Origin of the sequence: Commensalibacter communis (assembly GCF_947179105.1) — a bacterium.
Taxonomy (GTDB): Bacteria; Pseudomonadota; Alphaproteobacteria; order Acetobacterales; family Acetobacteraceae; genus Commensalibacter; species Commensalibacter communis.
Window position 1 is genome coordinate 13,091 of sequence record NZ_CAMXCK010000007.1, and the last position, 25,175, is coordinate 38,265.

The 25,175-nt window shown below is 38.2% G+C and carries 23 protein-coding genes and 1 tRNA gene; 11 read left to right on the forward strand and 13 right to left on the reverse strand.

Annotated elements, in window-relative coordinates; translation table 11 throughout:
- Window positions 1-12: 12 nt before the first annotated feature.
- From PQG52_RS09945 to rfaD, 9 genes are all read right to left on the reverse strand, one after another.
- Window positions 13-660 (reverse strand): 50S ribosomal protein L25/general stress protein Ctc, encoded by a 648-nt coding sequence (locus PQG52_RS09945; RefSeq protein ID WP_271790364.1) that lies wholly within the window; start codon window positions 658-660, stop codon window positions 13-15.
- A gap of 122 nt (window positions 661-782) precedes the next feature.
- Complete coding sequence (locus PQG52_RS09950; protein WP_271829308.1) at window positions 783-1,007, reverse strand: hypothetical protein; 225 nt, start codon at window positions 1,005-1,007, stop codon at window positions 783-785.
- Window positions 1,008-1,537: 530 nt separating this feature from the next.
- Window positions 1,538-2,149: a histidine phosphatase family protein gene (locus PQG52_RS09955; RefSeq protein WP_271829309.1), complete on the reverse strand. Its 612-nt coding sequence runs from the start codon at window positions 2,147-2,149 to the stop codon at window positions 1,538-1,540.
- Window positions 2,150-2,170: 21 nt separating this feature from the next.
- Window positions 2,171-3,106: a ribose-phosphate pyrophosphokinase gene (locus PQG52_RS09960; protein ID WP_271790360.1), complete on the reverse strand. Its 936-nt coding sequence runs from the start codon at window positions 3,104-3,106 to the stop codon at window positions 2,171-2,173.
- A gap of 37 nt (window positions 3,107-3,143) precedes the next feature.
- Entirely contained in the window at window positions 3,144-4,112 is a 969-nt protein-coding gene (locus tag PQG52_RS09965) for a hypothetical protein (protein WP_271829310.1), read from the reverse strand.
- 3 nt (window positions 4,113-4,115) lie between these two features.
- Complete coding sequence (gene pgeF, locus PQG52_RS09970) at window positions 4,116-4,892, reverse strand: peptidoglycan editing factor PgeF (protein ID WP_271829311.1); 777 nt, start codon at window positions 4,890-4,892, stop codon at window positions 4,116-4,118.
- Window positions 4,893-5,930 carry a class I SAM-dependent methyltransferase gene (locus PQG52_RS09975; protein WP_271829313.1) on the reverse strand — a complete coding sequence of 346 codons (1,038 nt, stop codon included), beginning with the start codon at window positions 5,928-5,930 and terminating at the stop codon, window positions 4,893-4,895. It abuts the gene before it with no gap.
- Window positions 5,923-6,750: a prolipoprotein diacylglyceryl transferase gene (gene lgt / locus PQG52_RS09980; RefSeq protein ID WP_271829315.1), complete on the reverse strand. Its 828-nt coding sequence runs from the start codon at window positions 6,748-6,750 to the stop codon at window positions 5,923-5,925. The genes PQG52_RS09975 and lgt overlap by 8 nt, the downstream gene beginning before the upstream one ends.
- Before the next feature lie 40 nt (window positions 6,751-6,790).
- Window positions 6,791-7,774, reverse strand: a complete 984-nt coding sequence (gene rfaD, locus PQG52_RS09985) for an ADP-glyceromanno-heptose 6-epimerase (protein ID WP_271829415.1) — start codon at window positions 7,772-7,774, stop codon at window positions 6,791-6,793.
- 124 nt (window positions 7,775-7,898) lie between these two features.
- On the opposite strand from rfaD, the gene PQG52_RS09990 reads away from it, so the two are divergent.
- From PQG52_RS09990 to PQG52_RS10035, 10 genes are all read left to right on the forward strand, one after another.
- Entirely contained in the window at window positions 7,899-8,165 is a 267-nt protein-coding gene (locus tag PQG52_RS09990) for an accessory factor UbiK family protein (RefSeq protein WP_271829316.1), read from the forward strand.
- A gap of 77 nt (window positions 8,166-8,242) precedes the next feature.
- Window positions 8,243-8,575: a tRNA-binding protein gene (locus PQG52_RS09995; RefSeq protein ID WP_271829318.1), complete on the forward strand. Its 333-nt coding sequence runs from the start codon at window positions 8,243-8,245 to the stop codon at window positions 8,573-8,575.
- A 27-nt stretch (window positions 8,576-8,602) separates the two neighbouring features.
- On the forward strand, window positions 8,603-9,400 hold the full coding sequence (proC, locus tag PQG52_RS10000) for a pyrroline-5-carboxylate reductase (RefSeq protein ID WP_271829319.1): 798 nt from the start codon (window positions 8,603-8,605) through the stop codon (window positions 9,398-9,400).
- 57 nt (window positions 9,401-9,457) lie between these two features.
- Window positions 9,458-10,090 (forward strand): TetR family transcriptional regulator, encoded by a 633-nt coding sequence (locus PQG52_RS10005; protein ID WP_271829320.1) that lies wholly within the window; start codon window positions 9,458-9,460, stop codon window positions 10,088-10,090.
- Between the two features lie 72 nt (window positions 10,091-10,162).
- A tRNA-Gln gene (locus tag PQG52_RS10010) sits at window positions 10,163-10,237 on the forward strand.
- Window positions 10,238-10,541: 304 nt separating this feature from the next.
- A complete protein-coding gene (locus tag PQG52_RS10015) occupies window positions 10,542-10,829 on the forward strand; it encodes a hypothetical protein (protein WP_271790351.1) in 288 nt (95 codons plus the stop codon).
- 135 nt (window positions 10,830-10,964) lie between these two features.
- Complete coding sequence (locus tag PQG52_RS10020; RefSeq protein WP_271829321.1) at window positions 10,965-11,462, forward strand: metallophosphoesterase family protein; 498 nt, start codon at window positions 10,965-10,967, stop codon at window positions 11,460-11,462.
- A 60-nt stretch (window positions 11,463-11,522) separates the two neighbouring features.
- Window positions 11,523-12,308, forward strand: a complete 786-nt coding sequence (locus PQG52_RS10025) for a M48 family metallopeptidase (protein WP_271829322.1) — start codon at window positions 11,523-11,525, stop codon at window positions 12,306-12,308.
- Window positions 12,309-12,339: 31 nt separating this feature from the next.
- Window positions 12,340-14,040: a SulP family inorganic anion transporter gene (locus PQG52_RS10030; RefSeq protein WP_271829323.1), complete on the forward strand. Its 1,701-nt coding sequence runs from the start codon at window positions 12,340-12,342 to the stop codon at window positions 14,038-14,040.
- Entirely contained in the window at window positions 14,033-14,947 is a 915-nt protein-coding gene (locus PQG52_RS10035; RefSeq protein ID WP_271829324.1) for a rhamnan synthesis F family protein, read from the forward strand. Before PQG52_RS10030 ends, PQG52_RS10035 begins: the two co-directional genes overlap by 8 nt.
- A 15-nt stretch (window positions 14,948-14,962) precedes the next feature.
- On the opposite strand, the gene PQG52_RS10040 is transcribed toward PQG52_RS10035, so the two are convergent.
- The 4 genes from PQG52_RS10040 to PQG52_RS10055 all read right to left on the reverse strand — a co-directional run bounded on the left by PQG52_RS10040 (window position 14,963) and on the right by PQG52_RS10055 (window position 21,645).
- Window positions 14,963-15,640 (reverse strand): T6SS effector amidase Tae4 family protein, encoded by a 678-nt coding sequence (locus PQG52_RS10040; RefSeq protein WP_271829326.1) that lies wholly within the window; start codon window positions 15,638-15,640, stop codon window positions 14,963-14,965.
- 77 nt (window positions 15,641-15,717) lie between these two features.
- Window positions 15,718-18,474: a glycosyltransferase gene (locus PQG52_RS10045; protein ID WP_271829328.1), complete on the reverse strand. Its 2,757-nt coding sequence runs from the start codon at window positions 18,472-18,474 to the stop codon at window positions 15,718-15,720.
- A gap of 75 nt (window positions 18,475-18,549) precedes the next feature.
- A complete protein-coding gene (locus PQG52_RS10050) occupies window positions 18,550-19,707 on the reverse strand; it encodes a hypothetical protein (protein ID WP_271829329.1) in 1,158 nt (385 codons plus the stop codon).
- 504 nt (window positions 19,708-20,211) lie between these two features.
- Window positions 20,212-21,645: a beta strand repeat-containing protein gene (locus tag PQG52_RS10055; RefSeq protein WP_271829330.1), complete on the reverse strand. Its 1,434-nt coding sequence runs from the start codon at window positions 21,643-21,645 to the stop codon at window positions 20,212-20,214.
- 423 nt (window positions 21,646-22,068) lie between these two features.
- Between PQG52_RS10055 and PQG52_RS10060 the strand changes: the two genes are divergently transcribed.
- Window positions 22,069-25,170, forward strand: coding sequence for a glycosyltransferase (locus PQG52_RS10060; protein WP_271829331.1), 3,102 nt, complete (start codon window positions 22,069-22,071; stop codon window positions 25,168-25,170).
- Window positions 25,171-25,175 lie beyond the last annotated feature (5 nt).

A 25,175-nucleotide genomic window follows, 5' to 3' on the forward strand; every position in this document is an offset into this window, starting at 1 on the left:
TTTAAAAGAAAATTATTCTTCAGATGCTTTTTCTTCAGATGCTGCTTCTTCAGCTTCAGCTGCTTCATCTTCTACTTCAACAGCTACTGTTGGCGCAGCGATTGTAGCAATCACGAAATCTTCTTCATGTTGGTTGGTGTGGGTAACGTTTTCTGTTCCTTGTAGCTGTGACCAGCTAATAGTATCATGAAGATCCAAGCCAGAAATATCAGCTGTGAATGCTTCTGGAATATGATCCACATCACAATTAATTTCAACAGAGTGATAAACGGTATTTAATACACCATCACGTTTAATACCTGGGCATTCATCTTCACCAACAAAGTGAACAGGAATTTCAACACGGATTTGTTGACCAGCAACCATGCGTTGGAAATCAACATGTAATGGACGGTCTGTTACAGGGTGTAATTGTACTGCACGCATTAATGCAACAGATGTTTTTTTACCATCAACAACAATTTGGTATAATTGAGAACGCCATGAACCATGAAGTTCACGCATAATTAAACGTGGGTCAATCGCAATCATTACAGGTTCAGATTTACCGCCATATACCACGCCAGGTACAAGACCTTCACGACGTGTTGCGCGCGCTGCCCCCTTACCAGCCTTCGCACGCACTTCAACATTTAACTCTACAAATTTTTTCGCTGCCACTTTAAAAAACTCCTTAATATAAAAGGCAAAAATAAACACCAACCTCCAGGGGTGCTGGTGCAAAGTTACTCTTTAACGAAAAAACACTGAAAAAGCAAATATCTTTATAGAAAAGTTAAGTTTTATTGATCTTCTTCGGTTTCATTGGGTGGAGGAAGCAGTTTATGATCGTCAGGAGGTGGTAGTTGTGGATGTTCCGCAATATCTATTAAATGACCAAAAGACCTCATTACTTTATAAAATAGTTTGTAAGCGTATTCTAAGTTCTTACATCCTGCGCCAATAGCATAAGTTGTATCAACAAAAGCCATTTCAAATTTCTGTAAAGATGTTTTTGTTTGATCCAACTCTTTCTCAAAAGCACTTAACTTTGAAAATATAGAATTTCGAAGTCTTTCATTTTCTATATTTGCGTTATCTAATATAGTTTTAATCGTAACTACATAAGTGCGTATTCTACCCTTCCACTTAGCGTCAAAACAATAGAGCAATCATCGTCTTTTAATTCATTTAAAAATTTTATATTTTCAATTTGATCACAAATAATGAAAGCATGTTCAATGCAATCTTCTATAGGATGATTACTATTTATACTTTTTATTTCTTGAATGTCATATGATCGAGCTAACTTAATAATCTCACTTGATAATTGTTCAAGACCTACTCTGACTACCTCTCTATAAACACTGTTCTCATCATAACGTGTGCATAATCTTGCATCCTACTAGCTATAAGAGACATTTTATCTAACGCATTTTGTGGTATTTTTTCTTGCATTTAAAATACTACCTTATTCAACACTATAAAACGCTAAAACAACCAATAACCTATAAAAAAAGCTGCTTATATTTCTATAAACAGCTTTTTTATCAATCGCTTATTCTAAAGGCAGCGCATGCAAATCCCACACACTTCCCCCATTTTCAGGAGGGCGCGCGCACATTGGTTGAGCATTGGGCAAGCGAACATTGACTTTCAACCCCATCAAGCAACGTAATGCTCGGAAAACCCCACCATGAGCAACAATTAAAACTGTCCCATTTTGCGCTTTACAAATAGACCGATTCACTGCCTCTGCAATACGATTACATAAGACCGCAAAGGGCTCTGCATTTTCAGGTGTAAACGTTCCCGCAATCCAATCGTCATACCATGGTCCCATTGGCTGTGCTTCTTCAACCCCAAAGCAAACTTCTTTCAGTCCATCATCCAACTCGATTGGCAATGTCACGCCGACTTTTTGTTTAATAATATCAGCTGTCATTTCAGCCGTTTTACGTGCACGTCCCAACGGAGAGCTGACAATCTGGGTAATCGGTAATTCCAAATGATCCCAATGATTCGCAATTGCATTCCCCGCAGCCACCGCTTGGGACAGTCCCACTGTATTTAACGGAATATCAGTTCTGCCCTGTGATAAATTACGTGCGTTCCAATCTGTTTGACCGTGACGCAGATACCAATATGGACGAGTCAGTAAAGCAGACATTATACAAACCTTTTTATTAAATTAATCGAACAAAGAAGAAACAGAACTTTCATCCGCAACGGCACGAATGGCTCTGGCTAATAATTGATTTAACGAGATTTGACGTATCTTCGTCGCTGCGCGAACCGCATCTGTCTCGAGAATACTATCGGTTATCACCAACTCTCCCAACACAGAATTTTGCACTCTTTCAGCTGCACTGCCTGATAATACGCCATGCGTTACATAGGCATCTGTTCCCTCTGCCCCTGCATTAATCAATGCCTGCGCCGCATTACAAAGCGATCCACCACTATCGATAATGTCATCGACTAAAATACAATGACGACCTTCAACATTCCCAATGACGTTCATCACTTCGGACACACCAGCCCGTTCACGCCTTTTATCAATAATGGCTAAATCAACATCCAAACGTTTTGCCAATTGACGTGCTCTGACCACCCCACCAACATCGGGTGAAACGACCATTAAGTTGCTTTTTCCTGCATATTTCTTCTTGATATCTTGAGTAAATAGCGGAGCTGCATACAGATTATCCACAGGAATATCGAAAAAGCCTTGGATTTGTCCTGCATGTAGATCAAGGGTCAAGATACGACTTGCCCCTGCTTCAACCAACAAATTCGCAACCAATTTCGCACTGATTGGCGTTCTGGGGCCAGATTTACGATCTTGACGGGCATAGCCAAAATACGGCATCACCGCTGTAATACGTCTAGCAGACCCTCGGCGCAACGCATCCAACATAATTAATAATTCCATCAAATTATCATTAGTTGGATAGCTGGTGCTTTGCACAGCAAAGATATCTTCGCCACGCACGTTTTCGTAAATCTCTACAAATACTTCTTTATCTGCAAAACGCTGTACAGAAGCATCGCATAAAGGCATTTTTAACTCTGCGGCAACAGCTTCTGCCAATAAACGATTACCATTCCCAGAAATAATTTTCATCAACGCAACTCCGATATCAATAAAATATTCATCTAATTTACTTTTTACTTGTTAATTCTGGTGGAGCAATAAGACCTTTATTCGCTCCATTAGTTAATGGTTTCTCATCACGCCCAGAAAAATTGCTGATTACACGCTTTACGCCCCCTGCGGCTTCTTCCCCAACAGCAGAACCCGTATCGCCCCAATATACATCTAAACTATGTGCAGGCACATCATTAATTTGCATCACTTTCCCTGCTTCTTTACCAGCTTTATCAAGAATATGCCATGCAATTTCAACATGTTGCACCGGATTCCCTCTGGTTCCAGCAGCACCATCGGTCACACTCACTTTACAATCGACAATATAATCGGCTTTATCTTGCTTTGATTGTATTTCGTTTGATTTATCTTTTAGAGAAGTCACAAATTGTCTGGCAATCACAATATTTCCATCCCCTGGTGCCCCTGTGACCCCTTTGAAATAAATCTGAGCAGGGCGATTCTTTAGACTATGAGGGTCTTTTGCCATGACCCCAGCCTCTAACCCTTTTAATACATCAGTCACCACTGGGGCTGTTTGGCTTGCTACTTGTGCCAAGATTGTTTCATTACCACTGGCCCAATCCTGTACTGAAACAGGCATCATATCACGGGTGGCAGCGACTTTCCCATCAGGGGAAATGACACTAAATTGTGGAGTAACGACACCATCCTTGGATTGCGCTTTCATCATTAAAAGCCATTCGCCTTTTTGAGCAGTCCCAACAACAGGAGGCACCGTCTGATCGGTCATGGCTTTGACCATATCTTGAGCCAAGATTGCAGAATCTTTTTCGGTTAATAACGCTTCTGTTGGCACTGGAACGATTAATCGTGCTGGCGGAGGTGCCGTTAATTTCCCCCCTGCTGAGCCTTCTTTTTTCTCAAAAGGATGAGGCATCGTTACGCATCCAACCAAAGGGATCATAACCAATAAGCTCAATCCTACTTTGAATAAAGAGGTTCTCTGAATATTCAACATTTATTATCCCTTTTTATTACAAGCAATCACTGAAATCTGATGCCCCAAAGGTCCTCCACCAGCGAGTGTCCGACGACGGTGACTAAAGAAATGGGTTTCGTCCCCTAATGTATCTCTGCCTATTAACGCAGCAATGGCAACACGTCGCCTTCTTAAACGATCAACACAGTAATGCCCTAAATCAAAAAGATATTGGTCGTCAGTCACGTGTTTGAAAAATACACCGGCATGAGCATCTAGATCTAAAACTTGCTGTTTCATGTCTTCTTTGACCTCATAGCGAGAACCATCAATACAAGGTCCCACCACAGCAATAATTTCGTTTGTTTTTGCGCCCAACGCTTCCATCTGCATAATGGTTTCTTCTAAAACTCCACCCGCAGCACCTCGCCATCCTGCATGTGCAGCCCCAACAATACGCCCATCGAATGTTGTAAATAACACAGGACCGCAATCAGCTGTCAAAACGCTGACGGCAACATCTGGATCATCGGTAACACCACCATCGACTTCACAACGATCGCAATTTTCTTTGGTAACATGCATGACTTTGGCACTATGTACCTGCATCCCGCCCCATAAATATTCATCAGACACCCCAATATTTTGAGCAACACGATGACGATTTTCCTGAATGTGTTCTGGCTTATCTTCGGTTTTAATCCCACAATTCAACGAAGCATATCCGCCTTGGGACACGCCCCCTACTCGTGTAAAAAAGCCGTGTCGAACTTTATCTTTCAGCAAAGAGTGACGAATCACCAAAAGCTCAGAACTCATTTATTTTATTTCCTTATTTAATTCAAATGCAGGAGGTATCGGTAAATCAGGATGCATAATCGCCATAACTTTGAATAGATCGCCCATTTCACTGGGGTCTATTAAGCGATAAACAGCCTCTGCAATTTGTTTTTGTTCTATTTCCGTAGCACGTGCTGCTAACATTTTTGCTCTGACAAGTAATCCTAGTTGTTTTAAAAACTCACCCTGAGTTTGAATACCATAAGCCCGCGCGCCTGTTGCTATCACAATTTCTTTTAATGCTAAAAAATCAACATGAGCCGTTAAATCTGCTTCACCAGGATCAATAAAAGGGGAAACTTTTTTCCCACCCGCAATAGCTTGCAACGTATCACCCCATACAGGGCTGGCATATCCATAATCAATAAACAACGCTGCCCCACCGTCTTTATATATTCTTTGTGCTACATTCTTGATAATATCTTGTCCAGCTTCACAGACCTCGACAATATCCCCATCTTTCACGGGACGTTGAAAGATGGGAGCTTTCGGCAAATCGGCTACTTGTTTTTGGAATAATTGTCCTTGATATACATAATGCTCTGCCCATTCACCAGAACTTACTTTTACAAATTGACGAATAGGCAGGGCATCTAAAAACTCATTAGCCACCAAAATCATCGGCTGAGAAGGAATAGAATCAATGGAAGCATACCAACGCACGGATATATCTGTATGATATGCAATGGCTTGTTTTTGTATTTGCCGCAACCGTTCAGAGGTTTCGACAAAAATAACCGAACAATTTTGATAAATATCAGGTGCAGCTTGGCGAATGACGCGCAACATATCTGCCATTAATGTGCCTTGACCTGGTCCAGCCTCTACTAACGTGATGGCTGAATCACCAGGCATAGCGTGAATAACTGCAATGACCCACGCCGCAATTAATTCGCCAAACATTTGGGAAATTTCTGGTGCTGTTATAAAATCAGCAAAAGGATTTTTTTGTCCATAATAGGCAGCATTCGCAGCCGCCATAAAGTGATCCAGTCTGATGGGTTGACTGTTAGTCATTCTCGACGGTTAACCCTTTAAGTTTAGGAAGACGGAAAGATTGCCAAATAAAGAATGATCCCGCAATAACCATCGGTATACACAAAATCTGACCCATTGTAATCCCCCCAACAATAAACCCTAGGAAATCATCTGGTTCACGGAATAACTCACAAAAACTGCGTGCAATCGCATAACCTAGCAAGAAAATCCCAGACAGTAACCCTGCATGTTCACGAATGGATTTACGATAGGCTAAAATCATCATAATGCTGAATAATACAACCCCTTCCAACAGACATTCATACAGTTCAGAAGGATGTCTGGCACCCACTACATTTGGATAAAACATTCGCCATGGCAGCCAATCAGGGGCAACTCGTCCAACCAATTCATGATTAATAAAATTGGCAAAACGCCCCAAGCCCAAGCCCAATGGTACCACTGTCGTTACACGATCAGAAAACCCAAGGAAGCTCAACTTATATTTACAGCTAAATAAGATCAGGGCAATAATTACACCCAACGCGCCACCGTGAAAGGACATGCCGCCATGCCAGACTTTAAAAATCTCTAAAGGATGAGGCAAATAATATCCAGGTTGGTAAAAGAGACAATATCCCAATCGCCCCCCTAAAATTACCCCAAGTGTTGCCCATGTTAGAAAATCATCGACTTGCTCTTTAGTTGCGACAATCGGGTCTTTACGCACCAAACGACGCACCAATAACCATCCGCAAATCAATGCCGTGATATATGCCATTGCATACCAACGAATGGATAATGGACCAATCTGTAGCATCACAGGATTAAAATTAGGATAATACAATGGACCAAACATAAGCAGCTTTATCTTTCAATGAAATAATCAAAAAAATTATTTACAGGTAAGAATCTGATTTACGCAAGTAGTCGTGAATATATTGTCCTATTCCATCCTCTAATGATGTGAATGATTTCGTATATCCAGCTTTTCTTATTTTATCCATGTTGGCTTGCGTAAAATATTGATATTGCCCTTTTAACGCCTCTGGCATTTCAATAAAATCAACTGTCTTATCTACATTCATTGCACTACAAACTGCATATGCCAAGTCTAAATAAGTTCTGGCTTGTCCTGTCCCACAATTATAAATACCGCTGATCGCAGTAGGATTCTCTAGGAACCATAAAATCATGTCAACCACATCCCCAACCCAGATAAAATCACGGGCTTGCCCACCATCAGCCAAATGAGTTTGATCTGATTTAAAGAGTTTTGGAGCATTTCCTTGGACAATATCGTCAAACTTTACTTTGACAACTGAAATCATTTTTCCTTTATGATATTCATTTGGCCCATACACATTAAAGAACTTTAACCCTACCCACTGTGGGGGAGTAGGTTGATGATTTCTTACCATTTTCAATATTTGCATATCAAAAACTTGTTTAGACCAACCATATAAATTCAAAGGTTTTAACTGATGAATAATGCTGTGGTTATCTGTGAATTCCGAGGCTTTATTCGCCCCACCATAGGTCGCAGCAGAGGACGCATAGATAAATCTGACCTGATGTTCAGCACACCATTTCCATAACTTCATCGATAAATCGACATTGGTCTGCCAAACCAAATCCCCATCACGAGCAGTGGTTTCACTAATTGCGCCCAGATGAACAACAGCGGTCACATTTTTAGCGGTCTTTAGAAATTCGTCTAAGGCTTCTGGCGCAATCACAGCATCTGGAGCATGCTTGGCAATATTACGCCATTTCCCTTGATCCCCTAGCCAATCAACGATAATTGTTTCTTCTTTTAACGCATACAGCTTGGCTTGTAAGCAAGAACCAATAAATCCAGTCGCACCAGTAATAATAATCATAATATGTTTCGAATACAAAGATTGTAAGTTAAAAACCAAAGACAAATTTACAAATTGCATGATACCTAGCTATAATGAATTATACTAGTCTCTATATCCACTTTTTTAACTGGGAATATAAATTATGTCTGATCCTAAAAAAATATTTGGCGACGCGTCAAAAGCCGCTGGCAGTGCTTTTTCTGTCTTTGGCGGAATCAAAGAGGAAATCTCTGGCATTGTCAAAGGACGCGTGGATGAAATTTTATCAACATTGCACCTTGTACGCCGTGAAGAATTCGAAATTATGACCGAAATTGCTAGCCGCACCCGTTCTGCACAAGAAAAATTAGAAGAACAAGTGCAAGCACTAGAAGAACGCCTTGCAAAACTGGAAAATAAAAATCAATAAAATCGACTTTGACCATCGCTATTTTATTGAAAAATAAAATCAAGCCCGTCATCCTCTTTTTGAAAAGGAAACCTTAAATGGATATCATTGAATGGACAGATTTTGAAAAAGTCGTGATGGTTGCTGGCACCATTATCAAAGTCGAAGAATTCCCAGAGGCTCGGAAACCTGCTTATAAAGTATGGGTAGATTTCGGAGCCTATGGCGAACGCAAAACCAGCGCACAAATTGTCAGCCTTTATACAAAAGAAGAATTAATCGGCAAACAAATTATCGGTGTCATTAATTTTCCAGAAAAACAAATCGGTTCTTTTCGATCACAATTTTTACTAACGGGGTTTGAAACAGATCAAGGGATCGTTATTTCAACCATTGAACGCCAAGTTCCCAACGGAACAAGGATCTCTTAATTTATAACTCATTAAAGGAATTAACTCATGGCAAATTTACCCTCTATTCTCTTGATTGGTTGCGGTCATATGGGACATGCAATGTTAAAAGGATGGTTGAAAAAAGGGCTAGAGACCTCGGTTATTGTTCATCGGCACACACTTGAGTTACCGTCACCGCATCAACATGTACAATCCATTGCCGAAATTCCCAAAGCGTTCAAACCCAAAGCCATTATTTTAGCCATGAAACCTGCCCAAGCTGCGGAAATTATCCCTTCTTTGGCACCTTGGACAAAAGAAGCTGTTATTTTATCTGTCTTAGGGGGACGTGATCTTACTTGGCTGAAAAACCAATTTGGAGACCATCAGCCTGTCGTGCGTGTTATGCCAAATACTCCATCAGAACTTGGGCTAGGAATGACTTCTGTTGTTGCTGACCCGACAGTAACCGACCAACAAAAACAACTTGCGGATGATTTATTGCATGCTGTTGGTGAAGTTGCTTGGCTCGATTCAGAAAAAGAAATGGACGTAGCAACGGCAATTGCAGGCTGTGGTCCTGCTTATATTTTCTTGTTGGCTGAATTATTACAAAAAGTTGGTGAAGAAAAAGGACTTTCAACAGAGTTGGCTCGCTTATTGGCAAGACAAACTGTTGTTGGGTCAGCAGCGCTGTTGGGCAATTCCAGTCAAGAATCCGAAATATTACGCAAAGCCGTCGCAACACCAGGGGGCATTACAGAGCGCGCCGTTAATGTCTTAATTGATTCAAAAGCATGGCCTGATTCTTTATCCAAAGCCATTCAGGCCGCTGCTGATCGATCAAAAGAAATGGCTTCTTAATTGCAATCAATAGACTTATTGTGATCAATAAGTCTTTCATAATCTTGGACGTATACGATGAATAACGAAGAACTAAACCTGAGACTTCTTAATAGTGCAATGAACATTGCTGCAGAGCAAGGATGGAACCAAATGTCTATTGTCGAAGCTGCACGACAAGCAGACATTCCCACTCATACAGCACGTCAACAATTCCCATGTAAATCATCTTTGCTGCTATACTTAAATCGTTTAGCGGATGAATCTGCATTGGAACAGGCCTATCACGGCCAAGTTGTGGCAGATTATTTATTCGATTTATTCATGAGCCGTTTTGATTTTTTCCAAGATTATCGAAAAGGTCTTATCTCTGCATTGCATAATTTGCCTTTTAACCCTGCCCTTGCCGTTATCATGGGCGTTGCAACCCAGAACAGTATGAAGTGGATTGCAGAATCAGCACAAATTAGAACAAATGGAATCAGAGGACTTGCTTGTATCAAAGGATTAACAGGCATCTGGGCACTCAATATACGTGTTTGGATCAAAGACGATACCGCTGATTTATCACAAACGATGGCATCCCTCGATCAAACCATTAAAAAAGCAGGGAAATTTGCACCTTATTTTGTCGTAAAAAATGACCATTTAGCACCAGAGAACCAGCCTGAACATCAAGATGAGCCCTTTATTTCTGAAAAAAATGAATAAAAATTAAAAAAATGCATTTTTCCTCTTTACGTCCATAAAGAAATCGTCTAAAAGTTGCTTCGTGACCAACGTTGGGGTGTAGCCAAGCGGTAAGGCAGCGGATTTTGATTCCGCCATTCGGAGGTTCGATCCCTCCCACCCCAGCCACTTAATCAGCGCATATATAGCTTTAACAATTTATATGCTTTATAGTCATATTTACTCCCTAAATTTTAACACTATTTTTATCCTATGTAATCCGTAGACTCTATACTGATAAAAACCGTATTTAATACTATTATAATATATTATGCGTTTTTTTTTATAAAATGCGTGATTATTTGCACACAACTAAATATTTAAAAATTCCCAATGAAATTCAACTTGTTATGTTTTTTTATTTATTATAAAATCGATATTGTCTCATATATGCATTGAGATAATATCGTTATATAACATTATGGTGATTAAAATGAGAGAACTTAGTATCGTAGAAATTCAAACCGTAGCTGGTGCTGGATTTATCAAAGATGGTTTGTCAAGCATCGGCGGAAATGTCGGAAATTTCGGCTATAACTTAATCAGCTCATATCTAAATGTTCAACTTCCTGTTCTAGGTAATGTAAACCTCTCAAACTTACTTCCTACCCTAGGAAAAGATGTTGGGACTGCTATCGGTTCCCAAGTCGGTGGACAAATTGAATCCACACTTACCAGCCTTCCATTAGTTGGTGGTGTAATTGGTAAAATACTAGGATAATTTCTTAAAAATGTATGTAAAATTAAATTTTACATACATTTTTAGCTAATACTGTTCATGATAATATCTTTAATATAATTGTTAATACCGTTAGTATACCCACTTACTCTACTCTTTTTATTTATTGAAATTATCATGACAACTTGGTTTACATCAGACACACATTTCGATCATAAATCTATTATCACTTTGTGTAACCGTCCCTTCAACAATGTTGAAGAAATGAACCAAACATTAATATTGAATTGGAACAAGTCCGTAAAACCAGAGGACGAAATTTATCATCTTGGCGATGTTTGCTGGTCAAAAGATGCTTCCCCGCTATTATCCCAGTTAAATGGAAAAAAACATTTAATTATTGGAAATCACGACTCCAAAGCTATTCAAGGAGCATCGGAATGGACATCCGTTCATCAATATAAGGAACTGAAAATAGAAGGAACTCATGTCGTTTTATTTCATTACCCTATAAGAGAATGGGCTGGATTTTATCGTGGCTCTATTCATCTATATGGTCACGTGCATGGTTCCATTGAGCCTTATGAAAATGCCTATGATGTTGGGGTTGATGTCTGTAATTTTGCACCTGTTGATTTACATTCACTTCTTAAAGAGAAAATAACTCCATCATAGACTATATTCTCATCAACTTAATATTTCATATATAATTTTATCTAATTTCTAAGTAAAATAGTGGCTTTATATCCAAAAAAATTCAATTTCAATTATCATGGCTATTTAATTCCTTGTGAATTATATCTCCCTCATCCTTTAACCAAAAAACCGAAAATCTCTTTATCTATAACCCCTGAACAGATTCTCAGAATCCGAGCTCCACAAAAAACGCCCCGTACATATCTGATTGGCGTTATCGAAAAACATGCAAGTAAGATCGTTCAGCATATAGAAACACAGCAAAACCACCTGAAGAAACGAGAAAAGCTTCAATTTATACAATCTGAAAAACATCTTTTTCTCGGAAAGTATTATCCTTTAAATATTAAAGAAAATATTCATTACAAACCCAATATCCAACTTATTGATGGTATACTAAACATCAATATACGCCAGAATACCCCACAAAAAATTGAGCGTCTGTTGGATAGCTGGTATCGCTTTCAAGCACTTGATCTATTTTTCAAACGGATTCTTGTTATAAAACCTTCCATTCCATGGATCGATTGGGAGAACCAGCCACCAATTTTGCGTATTAAAAAAATGACCAGTCGATGGGGCAGTTATATTAATCGTTCCCCCAGCATCATAACATTAAACCAACATTTAATTAAAGCACCCTTGTCTTGCATCGATTATGTCATCATACATGAGCTATGCCACGCAAAAGAGCTTAATCACAGCAAGAAATTTCATGCCTTAGTTGCCAAAATCATGCCAGATTGGAAAATCTACCAATCACAACTGAAAGAACGAGCATCTTTATTGCTTTACAATGCTCAATCAAAGGCAGAAGATAAATAGATTAAAACGTTCATTTATTTTATTTTGTAGCATGAAAATTCAATTACCTGCTGGAATACGCTCTTTACGTGGTTTAACCTTACCTATTGCTTTTAATGATATTATCGCAGGGATCTTAGTTTCAAGTGTGGCTATTCCTGTTGGGCTGGCATATGCAAATTTAATGGGTGTTCCTGTTATCATTGGATTATATGCCTGTATTATACCAGTTCTGATTTATGCAATCTTTGGGTCTTCACCGTTCTTGATTGTTGGTCCTGATACAGCCGTCAGCAACATCGTTGGGGTCAGTTTAACGGCATTTGCTTTGACAACACCTGATGCAAGGATCCAAGGTGCGGCAGCGATTGCTATTGGGGTGGGTATTGTCAGTATCATTGCTGGCAAATTGCGATTTGGATTTATTGCCAATTTTTTATCTCGCCCAATTTTGACAGGGTATTTAGCAGGTATTGGTATACAACTAGTCATTTCGCAATTATCAGTTATCACGCGTATCTATAGCCCCCCTGGCAATTTTTTTGAGCAAACTTTATTCTTTATCAACCATTTATCATCTATCCATTGGATGACGTTTGGATTGTCTATCATCTTTTTCATTTTTATTAGGGCTTGTACCTATTACAAACCTTCAATTCCTGCACCTATTATTACTGTAATCATTTCTATACTGCTTTCATGGGGATTTAGTTTAAATCAACATGGGATTATGATGCTTGGCACTTTACCCTCTGGCTTACCCAGCTTCCACATTCCCTCTTTTAATTTCCCTTTAACTGATTTTATCGAAACGATTATCGCAATTACACTTATCAGTTTTTCCAGTGGTATTATTACCGCACGAAGTTTCGCAGCAAAAATAGGCCAACAAGTCGACGGAAATAAAGAACTGATTAGTTTTGGGGTTGCAAATATTTGCTCTGGGCTATTTCAAAGCTTTACAGTCACAGGGGCAGACTCCAGAACGGCTGTTGGTATAAACTCTGGAGGGAAAACCGCACTGGTAGGAATCAGTTCAGCGATTACAATTGCTCTGATTATTACTTTTTTTGCTCATCCGCTCAGCTTTTTACCTTCCGCAATTCTGAGTGTCATTCTGATCTCAACCGCCATCAATCTTATTGATGTTAAAACTTTTCGCTTCCTATCAAAAGTCAGTCACCGAGAAGCATTTTTTGTTTTATTAACTGTGTTAGGCGTATTGTGGGTAGGAATTTTACAAGGTATTATTCTTGCAGTCTTTATCACTCTGCTACACGGCCTATCTCTCTCTGCCAAACCAAGAGACACCCAACTAGGGATGCTGCCCAATACCAAAGAACTTGTCAATTTACATTTAGAACCAACAGCTGTTCCTGTTCCTCATTGTATTATCTATTTGTTTGAAGCCTCTGTTATTTTCTATAACGAAGAATATTTTTCTAATCGATGTGCAAGTATTATCACGCAATATGACGAACAAAAAATCCGTTGGTTTATTATTGATGCCTCTGTAATGACCCAAGGGGATGCAAGCACTTTATATGCTTTCAATCAACTTTGTGTTCTATTACAAAGCAAAAATATACAACTTGTCATTGCTGGAGGTCATTATGAATTTCGTAATATTATCTATAAAAGCGACCTAATTGAAGAAATAACTGGTAGGAAAATCTATCAATCAGTTGAAATTGCCTTAGATGAAATCAATAATCTATATAAACCACCTGTGGAACCACTAACTTATGTCTAAAAAAACATGTCTGTTTGCCAGTTACACGCAATCCACTATTCTGCCTAATGATGTAAAACATTACTTAAAAGCATTATATGATTGCGGATGGGAAACACACTTAGCTTTGTCTGGACAGACCATTTTATCCGAAGATACGGAACATTTTTGCAAACAACATCGCATTACCCCTCATCTACGTCCCAACGAGGGCCTTGATTTTGGCGCATGGCAAGCGTTAATGCAGAAGAATGTCATACAAGAGGCAGACCATATTTTACTGACCAATGACAGCACCTTTGGCCCTTTATATCCCATGGATACGATCTTTTCCCAAAGATTAAATCAGCCAATTGATGTTTGGGGGATGGTTGAAACTTTAGAAATTAATTGGCATTTTCAATCGTGGTTTTTATGTTTTACCAATCAAGCATTTCATCATGAAAAAATACAAGCACTATTCAACCTACCTTTTAAAGACATGCTAAAACCAGAAATCATTCAAAAAGGTGAGCTTGGGCTGGGAAGAATATTACAACAAATTCCTAATTTTAATTATGTCGGACAATGGTCGAAACTGAAAAAATATCCGCTGCGAGATCCTCGACAAACTAACCCAATGCATATGGATTGGTATAGTGTAATTGCCTCTGGTCAGGTACCTTTTATTAAAAAAGAAGTCATTCGCGATAATTATTTTGGGCTTTTCTGGCTGAATTATTATCGAACGCTGTTAAAAGATAATACTTATTTTCCTTTGGAATATGTTGATGATTATTTGAGACAGTTCCCAAATAGACCTTTACCTCTAGTACCAAAATGGAAGCGGTTTTTATACTTAATCAGCACTTACGATACCAAACTCGCTTGGAAATATTTCCTAAAACAAGGGATTGCTTGTCCTATCATAAATCCACCTCACAAATAAATAGCGTAACAAACATTACTTCACTTCAAAAAAGAGTATTTTCTTTGAATCTGCTAAATTAGGTAAAATGCCATATCCATAATAATATCCGCCATTATAGATTCCCCGCCCACCAAATGCAAAACGAGAAAAATTAGCTAGGATACCAAACGTGCCATCGATACTAATGCTTGGGGATGGATATGGAAAACGAGTTTCATTCCAAAGATCAATGTGACCTCCCGTTTGATTTTTGCCCCAATAATTGGAAAAAGCAATGATTCCTGTCCTGCCATAAACTTTATTTTTCCAATCTTTGCCTGTGATATTTTCAGCTTTTCCCAATCCACAAAAGGGATATTTCTGCAACCATAATGCCATTTCATCAGCGCGCGTTGCAACAGACAAACCATCAATGACAATCCTGCCAAGCGTTTGACGTCCAGGCGCAGGGTTGATTGTCTTTTGGGAAAAAGATCTCATATCCACCCCCACGCGATGTAAAGTCAAACTTAATCTAATTGCACACTGATAATAATATTCAGGGGCAGGATTTCCTGTCTCTGCATTTTCCCATAAATCAGAAAAGCGTATACATTGAGTTTTGTGTTGTGAAGAAGAATAATTATTAGCTCCCAGGCTATCATTGATCCCATATAAGAAGCAAACGCAGCCCACAATTATTCCTAAGGAAATTCGATTTATCTGTTGCATTCTGAATATCTTCATAAAAATCAACGGCTCATTTCCATAAAATCACATACTTGAAATATTTATGAGACAGAATTTGATTACGACATTTCTTCTTTTATTTGTCGATAATATTCCAATAATTCCTCAGCTTGACCTTCCAAAGTTGCTATTTGATCCTTATAAGGATTTTCATAATAATCGAACATAGAGGCTTTATCCAACACCTCTTCAATTACGTTCACAAGCTCTGAAACATCTCCTTTTAAAGAAACGTAATTTCCATTTATTCCATCAATTACATCTTCAGATTGACCACCTGGATGACTACAAATAACCCATACGTCTCTCAACAATGCCTCGCGAACAGTTAAACCATAACTTTCTTTCCATTGCGAAGGAAATAATAATACATCAATACCATAAAAGAAGTCATCTTTACCTGCCTCATCGTACGGCGGAACAGTCATCACTTTCCCTCTTACGTTCCAATTGCTGACATCAATAGGAGGAAATCCCATATCAACTTTACTATCGATAATCTTTAGTTCCCAATCTGATCGAGATAAAGATTTGAAAGCCTTTTTGATAATAACAGCACCTTTGATGACCTCATCCCCAGCTACAAAACCAAATCTTATAGGAGCGTTTTTAGGGCGCTTTGGTCTAATTTTTTTAGGTCTTACGATGCCATTACGATTTACTTTAATCAAAGATTCATCAACATCATTTGCGATGTAAAGTTGACGATGTGTTTCACTGGGACTCAGTAACAAAGCAGCTGCTTGGATTCCCTGTTGCATCATCATCATGCGTTCGGTCAGATATCGAGACTCTGGTTCACATCTCTGACACGCCTGCAAGTCAATTCTCTTTTGAAAACAATATTGCCCATTTGATTTAACCATGAACTGACGATTACATAACCACCATGAATCATGTAAAGTAATGATATAAGGGATATGCTTACTTTGACAGACCAACAACATTTGTAAACCCATATTCTGTATCGAGTGAAAATGAACGATATCAGGTCTCTCAGCGGCTAAAACCATTTCAAACGATTCAATAGTTTCTATATTATTAAATTGCTGAGATGCGTGTGCTGCTGGTGATAAATCTGCAGAATAAACTATGATATTCTCTGATTGATATCTACATAGACCTCGTTTATCCCCTTGAAGAGGTCTAGTCGTAAAGACTGTTACTTCGACATTATTGGTTTCATGAATACGCCGCGCCATCTCCTCTGCGACAAAGGTAGCACCCCCAAATGAATATGGGGCATAATATACGTTAACAACTAATATTTTAAGATTTTTATTCACAACGCGCTGAGCATAACCAAACACTGGTTCAACTTGTCGAATAGTAATCTCATCAGGAGAATAGTAGGCAACAACATCATGATATGCTTGTAAACCTATCGTTTGTCTTATTTTAGCATTCTCAGCAAGATATAATATTTTTTCTTTCCACTCTTCTGCCGTATTCGCGAGCAGCCCATTCTCTTGATCGCGAATTATATCTTTAAAGGCTTGTCTTGGCGAACAAATAGACGGAATGCCTAAAATTGATGCCTCCAAATATTTTATATTACTTTTTGCATCGTTGAAAAGAATGGGTTCCAATGGTGCAATGGCAATGTCCGCCTGGGCTAACAATTCTAAATATTGCTCATAAGATTGAGGAGGAATATACTTTATTTGATGAATACACTCTTGGAATGTAACGGGGAGTTCAAGCTCACCTATGATCCATAAACGTAGATTAGAATTATGTTTCAAAGCAGATAGAATACCGCTAGAAGCAATCAGAAAATCTGCATTATGCGTATTTGTACCAGACCCATATACAATTACAACTTCATCAGAATACTCGGATGTTTTTTTCTTTTGAACACTATTAGGATATAATTTCTGAGCAATACGCAAAGTGTCTTTGTCTAGCGCATTTTCAATCACACAGACTGTTCTTAATCCAGCTTGAGACATAACATCTGCCAAAGTTTTGGTTGATGCAATTGCACGATCACAAGATAACATTGTTTTACGAAATAAATCTGCACCAAAAAATAATAGATCTTTCTCTTCGGTTGTAAGATGGTGCATAAAACCGCATTCTGCATAACGATCTTGATCTACAATCAGATCATCAACCTCCCACCAGGGACTTAATCCTAATCGTTTTGCTTCATTAATTTGCTCTGTGACATTTGGAAACGCAGGAACACGATAAAATATAACTTCTTTACAAATTTGTAAAAATGATAACGTCGTTTTTTGTTCACGCCAATCAACTATCTTAACATCCCAACCCAACCGCTCTAAATGTTCCGCTTTTTGTTGAACGCGATACTTGTAACATTGTGGCAATGTCACTTCTGCTATAATTAGTATTAATGAATATTTATTTATCGAAAAATCATTAGTAAATTGATCTTGATAAATTCTATTTAACTTATCATCAGAATGATTTTTATTTGTAATTAGAGCATTACTTTCTAATTTAGTCTTTAATTCGTTTTTCTCAAAAGAAAGCTTACTTACTATATTTTTGGTTATAGGAAAACGAAATATAAATTTATTATAAATCCCTTCTATACCGTCTTCTCTATATATTTCTAATAACCGTTTTCTTACAATTTTTAATGGGTATTCTTTAAAAAATTTCCCTTTAGCAATGTATCCTAATATTCTGACAGGTAACGTAATTTTCCAAGAAAGCGATTTTTTAATTCGAGCAATCAAAATATCTTTATCATTTATTTCACTTTGTAGGGCTGATAATTGTAAAGCAGATAATTTCAAACTATTTTTATAGCTATCCAAAATCTTATTTTGATTTTTATTATTCATTCAAATTTTCAACCTAATTAAAACAAAAAAAGCCAGCTACATAAGTAACTGGCTTTTAAGTAAAATCAAATATAATTATGATGATTTAATAGAAGGGTTACCAACATCAAACTGATTTACTGTCAAATCAGATACAGAGACACCTTCGACTGTAATGGTATGACCATTCAGATTTAATACTGCATCACCTTTATCATTGTTCTGAGAATTACGCAATAATTCTGCAAGGCTATCGCTATCAAGACCAAAATTGTAAAGCGCAATTTTGTTGTTACTTCCGGTGTGAGAAAAATCTTTAATAAGCGTTTTTCCGTCTTCAGAATTATTTTTATCAAACATAAAGAAGTTATCACCAGCACCACCAGTGAAAGTAGAGTTCCCTGTTCCACCAACCATCACATCGTTGCCAGAACCACCAGTAGCTACAAAATTAGTGCCACCGCCCCCAACAATTGTATTTGCATAAATGGATAATCCAACTGTTGAACCAGAAGCATTCAATGTCTCATTACCAGCATCAGCAACAAACAAACCTGCATCATTGCCAGTAGCATTCAACGTATAATTCAATTCATTAGCACCAAAGCCAAGAGCCTGCCCTTGTGTATTTGCTAAGGTGTTACCTTTACCATTTAAGAATGTGAGGGACTGACTTGCATTAATCGTATTTGAATCACCTTGAACAACTTGTAAGTCACCTGTTGCTTGAACAGTGCTAGATAGACCACCAGCCATATGGTTCAAACTAGAATCGTATGATCCATCGAATGTATAGTTACCATACGTACCACCTTCAATTGTACTACCACCACCAACAGTGACTACGTTGTAAAAACTGGTATCACTAACAGAAGCACCTTTGTTGATTTCGACAGTCGCATGATAATCCTTATTACCCCCGCTTAGAGTAACACGATTTTGTGCCGTGCTACTTTTGGAAGCAAAAATGCTATCTTCACCCTCAGAACGTACTTGGTTGCGAGTCCCATATGTAATATCAATAGAGTTTACACCAGTAGATGCATAAACTGTGTTATTACCACTACCAGTAACAATGGTATCGTTCCCAGTTCCAGTTCTAATATCCCAATTACCACCGTTGACGGTGTTGCCTCGAAAATTAACATTACTCTCAGCATTACCTGCAGCGATCTTTCCGCTTTCTTGACCGGCCACATAAGTGAAGCCACCTGAATTACCAGCCACAACACTTACATTTTGGTTAGCATTCATTCTTTCTGAGTTGATAGCAACAGGCGCATCTAGAGAGTATTCTGTTGTTGCAGTTTCCTTGTAATTTAAAGGATCTGAAACATTATTGAAACCGCCTACGACTATGTAATCATAACCGTTACCAAGATTATAGGCACCACCAGCAGTGATAATCCCATACCCAATTTTATCAGTAGGTGTTTCCGACTCTTCTGGATTCGCTAGTAATTTATTATTTTGATAATAATTTTTAATATCTTCACTAAATTGTTGTGCCAATCTATAAGCCTGTGAACCATCTAAAGTCACAGATATGGCGTTATCGCTTCCGCCAACAACAGTTATTCTCTCACCCATTTCTACTTCACTCTATTATTTTTCATTATTACAATTTTTATAATTTATTATAAACATTGGCATGCTTATCTCTTAACTTATACTATACACATATATAAATATCAACATTAAATTAAACAATAACTTAGTCTTTTGAATAACTAAGTTATTGTCAGCAACTCAATAGAATTACGCAGTTTTAACGCTAGGGTTTCCAACGTCAAATTGATTTACTGTCAAATCAGTAACAGAAACGCCTTCAACCGTAATCGAATGACCATTCAGATTTATTACTGCACTGCCCTGTGCATCATTCTGTGAGTTATGCAACAATTCTGTAAGGCTATTCGTATCAAGGCCAAAGTTGTAAATAGCAATTTTGTTATTGCTTCCTGTTTGTGCAAAGTCCTTGATAACTGTATTACCATTTTCAGAAGTATTTTTATCAAACATGAAGTAGTTATCACCAGCACCGCCAGTGAAAGTGGCGTTCCCTGTTCCACCAACCATCACATCATTACCAGAGCCACCAGTTGCTACAAAGCTTGAAGTAGCACCAGAAACGGTATTCGCATAAATGGACAATCCAACCGTTGAACCAGAAGCATTCAATGTTTCATTACCGATATCGGCTACGAATAATCCTGTACTATTACCACTTGCATTGACCGTATAATCAGAACCTTGCGCACCAAATGCAGCCATTTCCCCACTAATGGTGATTGAGGTTTTGTTAAAAGAGTTTAAAAATGTCGCTTTGCCATCAATTCCATAAGTATTCCCATCACCGTGAACAACTCTTACATAAGCATCAGCACCGCTCGCATTGATTGTACTATCGGTTCCGCCTTGGTACGTATTTTGACCACCGTTATTGAAAGTAACTTGTCCTTCGACCCCACCGGTAATGGTACTGTCTTTACCGATTGATAATTTATTTTTGCTACCATTACCGCCATCTAACACTAACGCACCATCACCAAGATTAATGTCAGAATTCGAACCATTTACAGTTACTGATTGATAGTTTGATGCACCAGTAATAGTATCTTCACCTTGCAAATACAGGCTATTAACACCAGTCCCTAATTGAATTGTATTTTTGCCTGTACCTGTATTAATTCTGTTATTGCCATTTGTTGTTGCAATAGTAGCATCACCGTTACCTGTATAAATAGTCCAAGCACCCGTTTGATCCGCACCGTTGAAACTTAAATTGCCACTTGTATTTACAATTTGTCCAGATTCGTTTCCTGCATTATAAACAATACCAGACTTTCTGCCTGCCAATACATCAACAAAATTGTTATTAAAACCATTATTATTTAATACTACTGAACCAGACTGAGCATCTGTACCATCCGCCACAACTATATAATCATATGCACTTGGTAATTGATACATACCAGCTTCTGTGATAATCCCCACAGGAGTAACCCCTGTTGGAACATCGGGATTACCAGAAGCGGTTCCAATATCAAAAGCTTGAGCTTTTCCTGTTGCAATACCATTATTAATATCATTTTGTAACTGTGTCACTGCGCTTTCATCACGCTTAGTAACATCACTACCTAAGTTTATAACATTTCCATTTGCACCAGAAATTGTAACTGTAATGGCCATTTTTTTATACCTCAACGTAAATACTTGTTAACTATCTCTTGCTCTATGCCTTAGACCTCATAATGGACCTTTAAGTACATTACTCAATGATAAGGTTTACAAATCAAGAATAACCCTACTGATCTCAACATATATATTTATAGATTGATATTAAAACTTAAAATAATCTTATTGTTACTTTCTAATCTTCGTTTCAAAATCAATCTAAAATTAATATTCAATTCGATATGGTTATTTTCTCTCATAACTCCCACACATCATATGAAAAAACGCACATAAAAAGCAATCTTTTTGTTAAAGCAACCTTTTCAAATAAAATTTTTTTTATTTATTTTTACATTATATGTATTTAAAGTCACACCATTATAACAGATCAAACCGCAATTAATAGAACAAAATTAACACCGTGTGGGAAACATTATTATGACTCAGGTTCCTTCCTCTTTGGATACCATTTCTTTAAAAGAAATGTTACATTATCAGAGTGAGTATTTCTTTTCGTCTTTTCCCACGTCACTTAATAGTTTACATCCTCATCAAACATTTTTGACTTGGCTTTTAACGAAAACACATCCTCAGAAAATAGCAATTTTCGATAATACAGAACAGGGTACACAGGCATTTTTTTGCAATTTAGTACAATCACTTACCATAAATAGCGAATGTTATAGCAATATAAGCCAGTTCAACAATCCCCAACAAATTAATACGCTTATCCCTCTAACGCCAGAGATAGATTTCACCGCGTTTTCTGTAATATATATAGATATCAGCAATGACATTATCAAGAGCAATCCCCTTTTATCATTTGCAGAACAAAGCATTCCAGCAGATACGACTTTTATTTTTAATAATTTGTATTGTCAAAATTCGATTGCTAAACAAAATCGTTACTTGATTAATCAATGGAAAATACAATATCCGTTTCTAGAATTCTCGCACCATCAAGGATTAGTAATCTTACATACTGGTGTGCCAACATGTAAAATATTGAACGAATTATTTGCCTTAAAAAATACCCCCAAACTAGAATATGCTTTTAAAAGGCATTGTGCTGTCATAGATGAATATTGGCGATTAAAGCTTAATTCCAATATAATAAACAACATAAATACAAAAAAGCAGATCGTAGAAGCAAAAACAGAAACATATCTCTTACAACAAGATATTTACTATCGTGAGAAAGCACTTCAAAAGACCGTCGAAAAGAGCGAAGAGACAGCACAAGAAAGAATCTCAGCTTTACAAGAAAAGCTAGCGGCGCAACATAATCAACTTAACGCATCAACCCAAGAGCTACAGAAATTTGACGATGCTCTTCGTCAATTCACATTGTGGAAAGAGAATACACAAGAGAAATTAAAAAGCATCGAATATTTATTAGAAAAATACCGCTTTATTACGTTTTTTTTTCCAAAGAAACTACGACAACTTCTGACCTTTTTGCCTGCGCCAGAACTTCCTTTACCCGACAAAGAGCATCGTAACATAGATCCTTTAATTCTAGATAGCGCCATTGAGTCCCCTTTAACTCGAGAAGAATCTGTCCATCGTCCTTGTCACATTATCTTTATTGCTGGTGAACCTAATACCCCTGGTGTTGTTTATCGTTGCCATCGTAATGCAGCAGCATGCATCATGGCTGGACACAAAGCCAAAGTTATTCATGCTGCTGATATTTCCCCCCAAGATATTGAGTGGGCAGATATTCTGATCCTATGGCGAGTTGAATTTAGCGGTCACATTCTTGGAATTATTGAGTTGGCAAAAGAATATAATACATTAACCGCATTTGATGCAGATGATATCGTCTTTAAGCCTCACTTTGCCTATATTGAAATTATTGATGGTATTCGCACTATTGGTACGACAGAAGCAGAAACATCTCGTACCTTTGGAAATATGAAACAAACTCTGATGCGCACTGACTTTGCAGTTGCCACAACTCAAGAAATGCGCGTGCATATGGCGCAAGAACTCATTCCAAAACATGCTGGCCCATTGGTATTTACTCTACCTAATATTTTTGATGACGACTGTGTGCGCATTTCACGTTTTTTCAGTCGTATTAATAAAGCTCACAAAGATGATAACTATATCAGAATTGGTTATGCTTCTGGCACACGCACCCATCAGCGCGACTTTGCTTTGGTCACCCCTGCCTTATTATCAATTTTCAAAAAACGCCCTCAAGTCCGTTTAGTTTTATTCAGAGAACCTGATAACCATCGCCCTATTCTTCATATGAATGAATTTCCAGAATTGAATGATTTTCAGGATCGTATTGAATGGCGTGACACGGTTCCTTTAAAACAACTACCCCAAGAGTTAGCACGTTTGGATATTTCCATCGCACCCTTGGAAGCGGATAATGTGTTCTGTAATGCCAAAAGCGAGCTTAAATTCTTCGAGGCTGCATTAGCGAATGTTTGCTCTGTCGTATCTCCCACAGGGCCGTTAACGCGATGTATTCAACATGAAGTCACTGGCTTTTTAGCCAAGAACACAGAAGAATGGGAAGAATATTTACTAAAACTCATTGATGATCCTTCTTTACGCCAACAAATGGCGCGAGATGCTTATCATGACGTTTTATGGAATTTCAGCATACAGCGTCAGTCGCATCTATGCGATACAATGCTTTTAAGCCTCACAGGAGAAAAAGGGGCTGCGCAAGCAATGGAAACGATGATTGCACGCAAAGAATATAAAAATCTGAGTATGCCCATCATTCCAGAAAGCGAAATCCTATTCGACCATGATGCGTTACAAGAAGCCGAAGTTACCGTCATCATTACGTCATACAATTACAGCCAGTTTATTATAGAAGCGATGGAATCAGTCAGGGCACAGACCTTAAAACATATTGATATGATTATCGTCGATGATGGTTCTGCTGATGATTCCGTTGATCTGATTATCGCTTGGGCAGAAGAGCATAAGAACCGTTTCAATCGCTTGCAACTTCACCGTTCCCTCAAAAACACAGGGCTTGGCGGTGCAAGGAATATTGGCATTGCAGCAAGTGAAACCCTTTATTCCATGCAACTTGATGCCGATAATCGTTTGTTACCTAACACATGTGAAAAGCTTTTAGAAAAAATTAAAAATACTGCAATTGGATATGCTTATCCTCACTTGCGTCATTTTGGTGCTGGTGAAGCAACAGGTGGGCATGTGCCATTTCATCCTTTACGATTAACCGTTGGGAATTATATTGATGCTATGGTGATGTTAGCCAAATGGGCATGGGCAGCAGCAGGCGGCTATTATGTGCAACGCGATGCAATGGGTTGGGAGGATTACGATATTTGGTGTCGTCTGGCTGAATTAGGTATTCAAGGTACTCAAGCAAAAGACGCTATAGCTGAATATCGAGCCCATTTTTCTTCTATGACCAGCACTGTCACTGAACAAACATACCATAAACCCAAAGTGACGTCGTACCTTGCCGAACGACACCCTTGGATTAAACTTGTCTTGCCCGAAGAATCCCCATGGATCAAGAAAAAGAACAACGAATAAACGAT